The organism is Mangrovitalea sediminis, from assembly GCF_002514725.1.
Classification (GTDB): Bacteria; Pseudomonadota; Gammaproteobacteria; order Pseudomonadales; family Oleiphilaceae; genus Mangrovitalea; species Mangrovitalea sediminis.
In genome coordinates this window covers 487848-502158 of record NZ_NTLB01000005.1, presented here as the reverse complement: position 1 = coordinate 502158, position 14311 = coordinate 487848, and the positions used below count along the sequence as shown (strand labels likewise).

Below are 14311 nucleotides of genomic sequence, written 5' to 3'. Positions count from 1 at the left end.
GGGAACAATTTCAGCAAGGATCCGCGATGGTCAGGGTAGAGGAAGATGGTGTTGCCAATGGGCCGCTCGGCGAGACAGAGTTGGTTGAAATCGATGCCTATTGGCGTGCGGCCAATTACCTGTCGGTGGGACAGATCTACCTGCTGGACAATCCGCTGTTACAGGAACCGCTGACGCTGTCGCACATCAAACCCCGCTTGCTGGGGCACTGGGGTACGACGCCGGGGCTCAACCTGATTTATGCACACCTGAACAGGATTATCCGTCACCAGGATCTTGATATGATCCTGGTGACAGGGCCGGGTCATGGGGCTCCGGGTATCGTCGCCAACACCTATCTCGAAGGCACTTACTCCGAACTTTATCCGGATATCACTCCCGACAGGGACGGTTTACGAAAGCTGTTCCGACAATTTTCCTTTCCTGGGGGCATCCCGAGCCACACGGCACCTGAAACGCCGGGGTCGATCCACGAAGGCGGTGAGCTGGGGTATTCCCTTAGCCATGCCTTTGGTGCGGTGTTCGACAACCCGGAGCTGATTGCGACCTGCGTCATTGGTGACGGCGAGGCGGAAACCGGTCCGTTGGCGACCGCCTGGCACAGCAACAAGTTCCTTAACCCGATTCTCGATGGTGCCGTGCTGCCTATCCTGCATCTTAACGGCTACAAAATCGCCAACCCCACCGTACTGGCCAGGATAAGCCATCAGGAGCTCAAGGACCTGATGTCCGGCTATGGCTATCGGCCACTGTTTGTGGAGGGGAGCGAACCCGGCGTTGTCCATCAGGCCATGGCCGCGGCGCTGGAAAGCGCTGTGGCGGAGATCCGGCATATCCAGTCCCAGGCTAGGACGGAGGGTGCCAAAACGCGCCCCATGTGGCCCATGATCGTGTTGCGGACGCCCAAGGGGTGGACCTGTCCTGCGACACTCGACGGCCTGAAACTGGAAGGGTATTGGCGGGCCCATCAGGTTCCCATCGCTCAGTTGGCGGAAAATCCCGAACACGTCAAAGTCCTTGAGCAGTGGCTGCGGAGTTACCAGCCGGAAGCGTTGTTTGACAGTGAAGGATGTCTGCTGCCGGAACTGGCGGCACTGGCTCCAAAGGGAACTCGCCGCCTCGGCGCCAATCCCCACGCTAATGGTGGCTTGTTGCTGCGGGACCTGAAGCTTCCGCCGTTGGCCGACTTTGCCTTGGATGTACCAAAACCGGGTCAAGTGATTGGTGAAGCCACCCGCATGCTCGGGCAGTACCTGCGCGAACTGATGCGACTGAGCGCCAACACTCGTAATTTCCGCCTGATGGGGCCGGATGAGACGGTCTCCAATCGCTTGGGAGCGGTGCTCGAAGCCACGGATCGCGCCTGGGACGCCGCGATATTACCTGAGGACGATCACTTGGCACCGGATGGACGGGTGATGGAAATCCTCTCGGAGCACACCTGCCAGGGGTGGTTGGAAGGGTATCTGTTAACTGGCCGCCATGGTTTTTTCTCTTGCTACGAAGCGTTTATTCATATCGTCGACTCGATGTTCAACCAGCACGCGAAGTGGCTGAAAGTCAGTCGCAAGATTGGTTGGCGGCGACCGATAGCCTCACTGAATATCCTGTTGACGTCCCATGTCTGGCGCCAGGACCACAACGGCTTTTCGCACCAGGACCCTGGGTTCATCGACCATGTCGTCAACAAGAAGGCGGATATCGTTCGGGTCTATCTGCCGCCGGACAGCAATAGCCTGCTGTATATCGCAGAACGTTGCCTGCGCAGCCGTGACCGGGTAAATGTGATCGTGGCCGGCAAGCAACCCTCCCTACAGTGGATGGATGCGGAGCAGGCTGCGAGCCATTGCGATGCCGGGCTGGGGATCTGGCCCTGGGCCAGCACCGACGAAGGCGGCGATCCGGATGTGGTGATGGCCTGTGCCGGCGATGTTCCCACACTGGAGACGCTGGCTGCGGTGCAAATCCTCCGGGAAAGCGAGCCTGACCTGCGTATTCGCGTCATTAACGTTGTCAATCTCATGGCATTACAGCCTCGTGAGGAGCATCCGGATGGCTTGTCGGATACCCATTTCGATGTCTTGTTCACACAGGATCGCCCCGTGATTTTTGCCTTCCACGGTTATCCCTGGCTGATCCATCGCCTGACCTATAGGAGAACCAATCACGGTAATCTGCATGTGCGGGGCTACAAGGAGGAAGGCACCACCACCACGCCGTTCGATATGACAGTGCTGAACGACCTGGACCGTTTTCATCTGGTGATGGACGTTATTGACCGTGTCCCTCAACTTGGGTCACGTGCGGCCTATCTCCGTCAACGGATGCGGGACAAGCTGTCAGAACACAAACGCTACATCGCTTTGCACGGAGAGGATATGCCCGAAATCCGTCGCTGGCGTTGGCAATCACCAATGTCTGGCAACTGACGCCGCGGAGTTTTTCGTATGCCAATGAGTCCCTATCTGCCCCGGCAGATGCCAGTGCCCTTGAACGGGCTTGTAACCCTGGCATTGGATTTGCGATGGAGCTGGCACCATGCCAGCGACCGACTCTGGCGCATGATGGACCCGGATCTCTGGGATTCGACAGCCAACCCCTGGCTCATCATTGCGACGATATCCAACCAGCGCCTGAATGAGCTGGCAGCCGATGATGCCTTCATTGGCCAGTTGCAGGATCAATTGGCGGCCCGTGAGGCCTATGTGGCCGATGAGACCTGGTTTTCACGCGAATGGGATGGGCGTTTCCCGGGGCAGATCGCCTATTTCAGCATGGAATTCGGGTTGACCGAATCATTGCCTATCTACTCGGGTGGACTGGGCGTGTTGGCTGGGGACTTCCTTAAAACTGCCAGTGATCTTGGTGTGCCGGTTATTGGGGTGGGTTTGCTTTATCAGCAAGGCTATTTCCGGCAGTCCGTGGATGCCCATGGCAATCAGATCGAATTCTACCCCTATAACGATCCGACGATGTTACCGGTAATCCCTCTTCGGGATGCCGAGGGGCAGTGGACCAGTGTGACCCTGTCACTGCCTGGGCGAGAACTCCGATTACGTACCTGGCTGGCTCAAGTGGGGCGCCGTTCACTGCTGCTGCTCGATAGCAACGATCCGCGTAACGATCCTGGCGATCGGGGCATTACCAGCGAACTGTATGGCGGCGGGGAAGAAATGCGCCTCCAGCAGGAAATCGTACTGGGTATCGGCGGTTGGCGCCTGCTGGAAAACATGGGTATCGAGTGCGGTGTCTGTCACTTGAATGAGGGGCATGCGGCTTTCGCGATGCTGGAGCGTATTCGCCACTTTATGCGGAAAACCGGGGAGTCGTTCGAGGTTGCCTGGCGTGTTACTCGGGCGAGCAACCTGTTTACGACGCATACACCGGTCGCTGCCGGGTTTGATTGTTTTTCTCCGAACCTGATGCGCCTTTACCTCGAACCTTATGCCGTGGGGATGGGGCTGACGTTCGAGCAGTTCCTGGATCTCGGCCGGTCTGCCATGAAGGGCGCCTCGGAGCCTTTCAATATGGCCTATCTTGCCGCCCACGGCGCCGGTGCCATCAACGGCGTCAGCCGACGACACGGTGAAGTGAGTCAGGGTATCTTCCAGCCTCTGTTTCCCCGTTGGCCCTGCGAAGAGGTTCCAGTGGGGCATGTGACCAACGGTGTCCATATGCCGACCTGGGACTCTCCGGATGCGGACATATTGTGGACTGAAAGCTGCGGGAAATCCCGTTGGCTTGGCGGCCTGGAAGAGATCGAACCGGCATTACGCGCGGTCAGCGATGAGGTTTTCTGGCGTTTGCGGCAGGCCCAGCGTGGGCGCCTGGTCGGGTATCTGCGAAAGCGACTGGTTCGACAGCATTGCGCCCTGGGGTCCGGTGAAGAGTCGGGGAAACATTGCGGCCTGCTGTTGGACCGGGATGTCCTGACGCTCGGGTTTGCCCGCCGTTTCACGGACTATAAACGGACGAATCTGCTTTTACGGGATGTAGAGAGGCTGGCACGGCTGCTGACGAACCGCAATCATCCGGTGCAATTGGTCATCGCCGGTAAGGCGCACCCGCACGACGGCAACGGCAAGGCTATGGTGCGGGAGTGGCATGACTTTATGCAGCGTCCCGATATTGAGGGAAAGGTTGTTTTTATTCAGGATTACGATCTTGGCGTTGCCGAGCAACTGGTACAGGGTGTCGATGTCTGGATCAATACGCCGCGCCGTCCCTGGGAGGCATGTGGTACCAGCGGAATGAAGGTTCTCGTTAATGGTGGTCTCAACCTCTCGGTGCTCGATGGGTGGTGGGCTGAAGCCTTTAGTAACGAACTGGGTTGGGCGGTTGGCGATGATACCGAACACTTCAGTGAGGCATCGGGCGATCTGGCCGATGCAGAGGCCCTGTATCGGATTCTGGAGCATGCGGTAGTACCGAGTTTCTACCGGCGTGATGAGCAGGGTTTGCCGCGGGATTGGATTGCGATGATGCGTGAGAGCATGGCTCATCTGACTCCGCGCTATTCCAGCAACAGGATGTTGCAGGAATACGTGCAGTCCTATTACCTGCCGCTGGCTCTGGCCGGAAAGGATCGTTCCATCGATACCGCGAAAGCGATCAATGATTGGCATCGCTCATTGGCGAATCATTGGCCCCGGCTGCATTTCGGCAATGTCGCAACACAATCGACGGACGATCATCATCGTTTCGATGTCCAGGTATACCTGGACGGCATCTCTCCTGAGCTGGTAGACGTTCAACTCTACGCGGATGGCGATGGCGTCGAGATCATATCCATGGCTCGGGGGGAAGCGCTGACGGGCGCGACCAACGCTTACAACTACCATGCCCTCATACCGGCGGTCAGGGCGGCAAACGTCTATACACCGCGAGTGGTGCCCGCGCATGCCGGGGTCAATATCCCTTTGGAAACGCCCCTGATCCTTTGGTACCGCTAACGAACGGGTGAGCCCTGGTCAGGCAAGGTGTGGAAACAGTTGTAGCAGGCCACCAGCAATGAACTCGATGGAGATGGCGGCAAGGATCAAGCCCATAATGCGTGTTGCGATGTTGATCCCGGTCCGACCCAGACGCTTGGAAATCGGGTCTGCCAGGCGTAGTGCCGCCATGACGCCGAATGCCACCACCAGCACGATGCCCAGAAGCACGACATAGCCCCAGACGGTGTTCACCCGATGTGCGTAGATGATGGTCGTGCTGATCGCACCCGGCCCAGCCAGCATGGGGATGGCCAAGGGCACCACCGCAACGTTTTCCTTGTCCTCGGCTTCCACGACTTCCTGCAGGGTGTTGCGGGCGCCGCCCTGGCGGGCGTGCAGCATTGAAATCGCCATCAGCAGTATCAATATCCCGCCGCCGACCCGGAATGAGGGGAGCCCGATACCAAAGAAATGCAGTAACGGCTCACCGATGAAGAGTGTCACCACCAAGACGACGGCGACGGCAATAGCTGTCTGCTTGGCCGTGACCAATCTTTCCGATGGACTCTGCTCTCGCGTGAAGGTGATGAAGAGTGGGATGGCGCCGATAGGGTTTACGATAACGAACAGCGCGGTGAGGATGTGCACATACTCGCTCAAGCCGGTCATGGCAGAGTAGTTCCTTCTCGTTTTTTTGGGCCGGACGGCTGTTTCTGGGGTTGGCGACGGTTCGTCCGGATCATAGGTGGCATACTCGTAGAGATTGGCGGGTTGCCAGTCATGGCAAGCGCGGGATGTTCGATGCCATGGTGCCCATTGTGCCACCGAAGACAGGTCTAGTCCTATGCCCGTAAAACTTGAGACTGGATCGCGATCCACCCAATCACACAGGTGCCGCTTTCTGCAGCGGCACCTGTGTGATTATCGCACTCCACCAGCGCTTAGAGCTCTATAACGCGTCCTCGCTCGGGCATATCCACGATCGTATTACTCAGCAGGCTACCGAAGTGTTGCATGGCCTCCTCGTCGCCATGGACCAGTATGGTCCGCTCGGGCTTTCCGGTGCGACGGTGCCAGGCCAGCAGCTCCTTTTGATCCGCATGCGCCGAGAAGCCGTTGATGGTATAGATGCTGGCGCGGACAGGGATGGTTTCGCCGAAAATCCGGACCTCGTTGGCGCCATCGATGATGCGACGAGCCAGCGTGTGATGAGCGGCGAACCCGACGAAGATTACACTGGAATCCTTGCGCCAGAGGTTGTGTTTGAGGTGGTGTCGAACGCGTCCACCGGTACACATGCCGGAACCCGCCATGATGATTGCACCGCCGCCGATACGGTTGAGAGCCATCGATTGGGCGGTTTCCTGAGTGAAATGCAGGCCCGGCAGTTGGAAGGGATCCTTTCCTTCCTGGAACATGGCGCAGGCTTCTTCGTCATAACACTCCGGATGGTGCTGGAAGATACGGGTGGCGGAAATGGCCATCGGCGAATCCAGGAAGACCTGTGTCGCACCGGCCAATTGCCCGTTTTCGACGCCTTCCCGGAGGTAGTACAGCAGCTCCTGGGCACGTTCGAGGGCAAAGGTCGGAATGATGACGTTGCCGCCGCGCTGGAAGGTGTCGCGGATGGCGCTGTAGAACTCATCGACCGTCGGCGCCATTTCCTTGTGCGAGCGGTCGCCGTAGGTGGTTTCCATCACCACGACATCGATGTCGCCAGGTACGACCGGATCGCGGAGGATAGGGCGGCCCGCATTGCCGATATCGCCGGAAAACAGGACTCGCCGCTGTTTTTCTCCTTCGCGCAGCTCTAACAGGATACTTGCCGACCCCAGGATATGTCCCGCATCGAGAAAGGTGGCGCGAATTCCCGAGCTGAGTTCGATCGTTTTGTTGTAGCTTGCGGTGCGGCCAAAGTACTCGAGGCTATTCAGCGCGTCCAGCACGGTGTAGAGCGGTTCGTCGCCGTCGTGTGCGCGGGAATGGCCGTGACGGGCGGATTTACGCTTACGCCAATCGGCCTCTTCCTCCTGCAGGTGAGCGGCGTCGAGCATGACCAGCCGCGCGAGTTCGCGGGATGCTGATGTGGTGATGATCTCACCCCGAAACCCCCGGCTGGCCAGCAGCGGAATACGTCCGCAATGGTCCAGGTGAGCATGGGTGAGTAGCAGGTAGTCGATATCCTTGGGATCAAAACCAAAGGGTTCGGCGTTTTCTTCATCGAGTTCGCGGCCACCCTGATACATGCCGCAGTCGATGAGGATGCGCACGCCGCCACATTCGACAAGGTGGCAAGATCCTGTGACGCCGCGATCCGCACCATGAAAGGAAATTTTCATCGTAACTCCTTGATTACCGAGTCGTCGGCCGGAGCCGCCGTTGTTATTGGGTATCGTCTGGGTATGGTTACTGGGTGGAACCTGGGGTAAACAGCGGGTCCCCGCAGGCCTCGTACCAGCGTTGAATCCCGCTCCAGATGTCTTCGGCTGTTTCCGCGTACCAGAACAGGTCGCCGTCTTCCGGATCGATAACGCCTTCCTCGATCAGGAAATCGATATCGACGGCGCGTTCCCAAAATTCCCGCCCAACCAGGACAATGGGCAGGGGTTTGATCTTGCGTGTTTGTACCAGTGTGAGGGTTTCGAATAACTCGTCGAACGTACCATAGCCGCCAGGAAAAGCGACCAATGCCCTGGCGCGCAGCAGGAAGTGCAGCTTGCGCACCGCAAAATAATGAAAACGGAAACACAGATCCGGAGTGATGTAAGGGTTGGGGTATTGCTCGTGCGGCAACGTGATGTTCAGGCCGATGGTTTGGGCGTCTGCGTCAAAAGCTCCCCGATTGGCGGCTTCCATGATGCCGGGGCCGCCGCCAGTCATGACTACGGCATGTTGTGCACCCTTGCAGTGATCGCTTTCGGATACCATTCGGGCAAAGTCGCGGGCGACATCATAGTAGCGACTTTTAGCCAGAATGCGTTCGGCGACAGCCAGGTGCCGGTGCAAGTTGACATCGTCAGGTGTGGCCGAAAGGGCCTGACGCAAGCTCTCGACCTTATGCCTGGCTGCCTGCGGCTCCGGGATACGAGTACTACCAAATACCACAATCGTATGCGATATCCCGCGTTCGCGCAGGAGAAGCTCGGGTTTCAGGTAGTCGATCTGAAGACGGACGCCACGAGTGTCGTAACGGTTCAGGAAGGCGACGTCTTCATCGCCCTGCAGGTAGGTGTTGCTTTGCAGGATGCTCTGGATGCGGGCCGGAGCGTCCGGGTCCTCTTCAAGCGATTTGGGGGTTTGCCAGGGTAGCGGCTCGTGCCGGTGATGCGGGTGGGGCGGCGACGGCTCGTGGCGCGCCTTGCGCTCTTCCGTGGGCGGGCTGTCCGAGCCGGGCGAACGGGTCGACATGAAGACATCTCCAGGCAACTATCCAGTACCGGTCTGCGCCGGCATCCTTGCAAAGAGGCGTCGATCGACGCCTCTACGTTGCCCTTTATTTAAACCGATTCGTATCCGCCTGTATTTGATTTGGATTAAGGACTTACGAAATTCTAGAATTCGACCTGAATCCCCAGTTCAACCGATTTGCCTGGAGGCAGCTTGTAATACTCGACGGCGCGCTGGGAGTTGCGAGACATGAACCCGTACAGGCGCTTCCGCCAGAGGGACATGCGACTGTTGTCCGTCGTGGCGACCAACGTCGCGCGATCGGCGTAATAGGCGACAGTTTCCGGGTCGAGGTCCGGAATCAGGGCCTGATCGGCACAGAATTTCAGGGCCACCGGGATATTGGGGCTCTGCATAAAGCCATAACGAACGAACACGCGGTAGAAGCCGCAGGGCATTTCCTCGATTTCCAGACGGTTTGCGGCCGTCACCCGGGGGATATCCTCCGTGATGGCTGTCAACAGGATAACCTTCTCGTGCAACACCTTATTGAGCTTGAGGTGATGGAGTAAACCACCCGATACGTTATTGCCGGGGCTGGTGAGAAAGACCCCTGTGCCGGAGATTCGCGGCGGGCCGTCACGTTGAATGCTATTGATGAACAGGTCGATGGGGATGGAACGCGCGATGGCTTTCATGTGGTAAAGGCGGCGGCCGCTATACCAAGTGGTCATCATCAGCATGGCGGCACTGCTGACGGCGATGGGGAACCAGCCGCCGTCGGCAATCTTGAACAAGTTTGCCGAAAAGAAGGAGATATCGGCAATCAGGAATAGCCCAGTGACCAGATAGGCCACAGAGGCCCGCCATTTCCATTTGTCCCGCATGACGAAATAGGCCAGTACCGTGGTAATGACCATGGTCGCACTGACGGCCACCCCGTAGGCGGCCGCCAAGTTGCTGGATGAGCCAAAACCGATGACCAGGGATACGGAGCCGAGCAGCAGCAACCAATTCATAATCGGCACATAAATCTGCCCAATTTCTTCCGAGGAGGTTTGGATAACGGTGAGCGGCGGGCTCTGGTGCAACTGGATGGCCTGACGGACCAGTGAAAAGGTGCCGGAAATCACCGCTTGGGACGCGATAACGGTGACCACCGTGGCCAGCCCGATCATGGGATAGACGCCCCAATGGGGTACCAGGTTATAAAACGGATGGACGACATCGTCAGGGTGCTGGAGGATAAAGGCTCCCTGTCCGAAATAATTCAGCAGCAGGGCGGGTAGCACCAGGCCAAACCAGGCGAGTCGAATCGGCTTTCCGCCGAAATGCCCCATATCGGCATAAAGCGCCTCGCCGCCGGTGACGGCGAGGAACACACCGCCGAGCACGAAGAAGCCCGCGCTCGGATGGTCCTGAAAGAAGCGAACCGCTTCCCAGGGGTTGATCGCGAGCAGGACGCCGGGGTCCGCGCTGATGCTGACGATGCCCAGGGCCGCCAGGATCAGGAACCATACGATCATGATCGGACCGAACAGGGTGCCGATGGTACCGGTTCCGTGTTTCTGAAACCAGAAAAGCAGGACCAGTATCCCGATGGTGCCAGGTATCACCATATCTGCTGTGGCTGGGGCCGCAACCTTGAGCCCTTCGACGGCGCTAAGCACCGATATTGCGGGGGTAATCATGCCATCACCGAGCAGCAGGGCGGCACCGAAAACCCCCAGAATGATCAGTGTGGCTTTCAAACGTTTAGAGCGTTTGCCCCGCCAGGGATCGAGCAGCGCCAGAAGCGCCAGAATCCCGCCTTCGCCGTTGTTGTCGGCACGCATGACGACGAGGAGGTATTTCACCGAAATGACGAGAATCAACGCCCAACAGATCAGGGACAGTACGCCCAGGACATTGTCGGGGTTGACGTCGAGAGGGATAGAGCCGAAGAAACATTCGCGGACGGCATAAAGGGGACTGGTCCCGATATCGCCGTACACCACTCCCAGCGCTGCCAGGGTAAGTCGGGCGAGACGCCCGTATTCAGGGGTGTTTCCAGTACCGGCTTCCAACGTGGTTGATTCGCTGGTCATGCTGACAGGAGCCCTTTCGCGGTCGTCTTTATAGAGATAATTTCAGGCATCTGCCGCCGTGCCGCGTCCAGGCGGATTTGCTGGCGGCCAAGTATACGCTCGAGTTTTCGTGAATTCATCTGCTCTATCGGTCAATTGGGCTGTTGAGCAACGCCGTTTACCCTCTCTGATAGGTCATTATGGCACTTTGCTGCTTGATGGCGTTGCCTGTCGGTTTTCGGGACACCAGGGTGTGCCTGCCGCCGGTAGTTGGCGACAGAGTTCGTGGGCCGCAATGCGCACATCGATCATGTAGAAAAGGGCAGCGAAGCCGATGTCTTTGCGGCCGAGGTTATGGTAAAGCATGCCCAGGGCAATATCGTTGGCACTGAAATGATCCGGGTGCGCGGCGAAATAGCGTGCGGGCTTGCCCAGCTCCGGATCGTCGAGCAATTCCTCCATACGGCCTACGCCGACGTTATAAGCCATCACCAATAGGAGGCTGTAGAGGTCTTCCCGCTTGGCTTTGGGTAATGTGCCAAATCGCTTATCGAACACCGGCGCCAGATTGCGATGGTTTTGATCGACGAGCTTCAGCGCACAGTCGATCTGGGCCATACGGTGCAGGCGAAAGGCTTGGGGAATCTGGCAGTCATTGAGTACTTCCGGGCGTAATTGCATCAGTCCCTTGGCATTGGCGGCGGAAAAGGCGTGTTTGCGAGCGCCGCTCTCGATCATTATCTGGCCGAGCAAATCGTGAAGGACACTGTCTGGGAAGGCGTAGGCGAGGTTTTCGTCCCGGTAGCGGTAAACGCGCTGGATGACTTGGTAAAGCGGTACTTCGTCGTCCGGTGCGCCGATGGTCAGACCGTCCCAACTGCCCCAGAGCAAATCGCTTTTGTCGTTGCCGGTCATTCGGTCGATGGAGGCGCCGATATCCACGTGGGGTTGTTCGCAGGCCAGTGCAAAGGGGTAACCGACCTTGTCGAGCGTACCGGGAATCCAGGTTTTAATCCTGTTCTCGTCGACAAGTTGTTTACGAAGCTGGTTGAGCCGCTGCTGGGTTTCGGCGGGGGTGGCTTGATTGACGATGTAACCGAGAAAGCGGCCACGCCGGTCGAAAAGGATCTGCCGATCAGGCTGACTGCAGTAACCGTTACCGAGCAATACCCAGGCGCGGATAACCCGAAGGTTTTTGTAGATTCCCTGACTTTGCCAATAGGGGGTGTTCCGAATAACGGTGGTCCAGCCATCGGCCGCCTGGTCGTCCGTCGGGCTGGGTGCAGGCGTTGCCTGCGGCGGTATCGCTTCCGACCAGGCATACAGCGGTAGCCAAAGGACGCCAGCCAGTAAGAGGGATAGCATGCGGGTTTTGAGCGTCATGCCCATGAAGGTGTGACATCCTTTCGCAGGCGCTGGTGCCGACGAGTATCCGAGGGAGCACCGTGGATCAGAAGGCCCAGGCGCGTTAACAGGAGTCTACTATGCACGGTGGGCGGGGAAACAGTCTATGACGGCGAGGTGAAGATCAATGAGGGGTGTCATATCCAGATGATGAGTGAAACCAGTGCTTATCAGTCAATATCGGGTTTTGGGGGAGCAGTGCTGGTATTTTCAGTGTCAGGTGTGGGCTGTTCGTAGCAATGAACGCGGTTTCGTCCAGCCGCTTTGGCGTCGTATAAGGCTTGGTCCGCAGCGCTATAGAGCGCATTGGGGGTAAAAAGCCTTTGGCTGAAACTGGCGATGCCGAAGCTGCAGGTTACTTTTTGTTCGGACCAACGTGCGTTGGCGATCCGGGTACGTAGTCTCTCAACGACGAGTCTTGCCTTCTGTAATGGTGTATCGGGCAAGATAAGTGCAAATTCCTCACCTCCAACCCTCGCTGCCATATCGAATGAGCGCAGACTGCCCTTAACAAGGCCTGCCAATTTGATCAGTACGTCATCACCTGACTGATGGCCATGCAGATCGTTAATCTTCTTGAAGTGGTCAATGTCAAACAGCACGAGGGTTACTTCACCACTGGTGTCTGCGATACCGGCGAGAGACCTGTCGAATTCCTCGTCGAATGCTCTTCGATTTGGCAAGCCTGTTAATCCATCTTGTAGAGACAGCTGGTTGAGCCTGGCGTTCGCCGCTAAAAGATCACGGTAGGCAGCACGTTCATTGCTGCGGTCGATCAACTGCAGAATCAGGTAGGCGGGTTTCTGTTGCTGATCCTTGATCAGTGAAACACCAATCTCACCCTCGATGATCCGGCCCCGGCCGCTGACATAGCGCTTGTTGATGAAAAAGTGATCAATTTCGCCAGCGAAAAGTCGGGCATAAGCGTCATCTGTGAGGCTTTGGTCTTCGGGGTGAGTGAAATCTCTGGCGGTTTTCCCGATGATGTCTTCCCTAGAGCACTCGAGGGTTCTGATTAGGGCGTCGTTGGCATCGATGATCGTGCCTTCTGCCGTGGCCAGGCCATTACCCACGATGCTGTTTTGGAAGATGCTTTCTGCCAGCTGCTTAGCATCCTTTAGCGCGATGTCCTTCTTTTGGCGCTCAATGAAACGCCCTATCAATGCGGCCATCGATTCAACAATATACTTTTCTTCATCGCTGAAAGGCTGTTCTCGGGGTTTCTTGTCGCTGAAGTTCAGCGTTCCGTAGATAGAACCTCCAACCGGGATAGGCGCACCAATATAGGCGCTGAGTCCCATATTCACGTAGACGGGGTGATCGCCAAGTTCCGGTAACTGTCCAACGTCATGGTAGGCGATCATTTGCCCTGCATCGACAATCGCCGCGCAGTAGGTATTCGACAACTCAAATGTACTGCCCCGCGAAAGGCCCTCAAGGGGCGAGATCACTTCGACAACGTGATATGCATCAGTTTTTATTCGACTGACAATGCCTGTCGATAGACGGAGCATACGTAACCCTGATTCTATGCAGGCTGCTGCGAAGCCTTCCACGTCATCGAAATAGTGAACAATAAGACTGTGTAACTCCTGTAACCACAGGTTGACAGAGGGAGCTGGCTCATTCTTCTTCAAACTGAGCATCTCATTATTTGTGACCGCTGCGAGGGATATACGTAAATATTAGTGAGTGAGGGGACTTTCCGCCATTTCCGAGGATGTGCTCGCGTGCCAAATAGCACGGGGGAGGTTTAAAGCGATGGGGTGTGGCGGTTTTGATCTCGAAGCAATTAAGAGCAGAAGTTGACCCAAGGATAACGTTCATTCTGGAACTTTCATCGACTAATGGCTCCTACTATTTGCTCGACGACCTGATCCGGACGCTCGTTGTCCACCTCAATGCTAATGTCCGCATAGCGGGCATAAAGGGGCACGCGCTCCTGGTAAAGGTCGGCTATCGATTGCCCAGGCTGTCGTACCAGTCCGCGAGTGTCGTGATTGCTGATCCGCTGCTCAAGGACCGGCAGGGGAACGTGCAGATTGACGATAATTCCGCTCTCTGCGAGCGCCGACATGGCTTTGGCGCTGTAAACCGCGCTGCCGCCAGTGGCGATGACTGTGCGCGTTACCTTGAGGTCGGCAAGAACCTGCTCTTCGATCTGCCGCAATGCGGCCGGCCCGTCGCTATTCACAATATCCTGCAGTGTGCGTCCTTCCCGCGTCTGGATCAGTACATCCGTGTCGACGAAACCCAGCCCAAGACGTTTTGCCAACAATACGCCGATCGTACTCTTGCCGGCGCCGGGCATTCCGATCAGGATCAGGTTGTCATTGGGTTGCTGCTGAGGCACGACGTTCTCCTTTTTGCGTTTCACGGTAATCCGTGCAGGTGCCGCTAGTTGGGGTTCATCATGGGTGTTTTACCGGATCTGTGCGCTGGGGCCAATATGTCCGACGGGCGGCCGTGTATTTTGGGAGCCTGCAGCATAGAATGCGCCAGCCTCTTCAGGGCCTTGCT

The 14311-nt window shown here is 57.3% G+C and carries 9 protein-coding genes; 2 read left to right on the top strand and 7 right to left on the bottom strand.

Annotated features, from left to right (window positions below):
• Positions 1-26: 26 nt before the first annotated feature.
• A complete protein-coding gene (locus tag CLR77_RS14750) occupies positions 27-2429 on the top strand; it encodes a phosphoketolase family protein (protein ID WP_097461419.1) in 2403 nt (800 codons plus the stop codon).
• 18 nt (positions 2430-2447) lie between these two features.
• A complete protein-coding gene (glgP, locus tag CLR77_RS14745; RefSeq protein WP_097461418.1) occupies positions 2448-4952 on the top strand; it encodes an alpha-glucan family phosphorylase in 2505 nt (834 codons plus the stop codon).
• A gap of 18 nt (positions 4953-4970) precedes the next feature.
• On the opposite strand, the gene CLR77_RS14740 is transcribed toward glgP, so the two are convergent.
• The 7 genes from CLR77_RS14740 to CLR77_RS14710 form a co-directional block, all read right to left on the bottom strand.
• Entirely contained in the window at positions 4971-5603 is a 633-nt protein-coding gene (locus tag CLR77_RS14740) for a MarC family protein (protein ID WP_198962780.1), read from the bottom strand.
• A gap of 272 nt (positions 5604-5875) precedes the next feature.
• Complete coding sequence (locus CLR77_RS14735; protein WP_097461417.1) at positions 5876-7273, bottom strand: MBL fold metallo-hydrolase RNA specificity domain-containing protein; 1398 nt, start codon at positions 7271-7273, stop codon at positions 5876-5878.
• A gap of 67 nt (positions 7274-7340) precedes the next feature.
• Entirely contained in the window at positions 7341-8342 is a 1002-nt protein-coding gene (locus tag CLR77_RS14730) for an LOG family protein (protein WP_097461416.1), read from the bottom strand.
• Positions 8343-8485: 143 nt separating this feature from the next.
• The gene (locus tag CLR77_RS14725) at positions 8486-10408 is read right to left on the bottom strand and encodes a potassium transporter Kup (protein WP_097461415.1); all 1923 of its coding nucleotides are present in this window, start codon (positions 10406-10408) and stop codon (positions 8486-8488) included.
• Between the two features lie 177 nt (positions 10409-10585).
• Positions 10586-11776 carry a lysozyme family protein gene (locus CLR77_RS14720; RefSeq protein WP_198962779.1) on the bottom strand — a complete coding sequence of 397 codons (1191 nt, stop codon included), beginning with the start codon at positions 11774-11776 and terminating at the stop codon, positions 10586-10588.
• 185 nt (positions 11777-11961) lie between these two features.
• Entirely contained in the window at positions 11962-13428 is a 1467-nt protein-coding gene (locus CLR77_RS14715; protein WP_158227215.1) for a sensor domain-containing diguanylate cyclase, read from the bottom strand.
• 200 nt (positions 13429-13628) lie between these two features.
• Positions 13629-14144 carry a shikimate kinase gene (locus CLR77_RS14710; protein WP_227519933.1) on the bottom strand — a complete coding sequence of 172 codons (516 nt, stop codon included), beginning with the start codon at positions 14142-14144 and terminating at the stop codon, positions 13629-13631.
• Positions 14145-14311 lie beyond the last annotated feature (167 nt).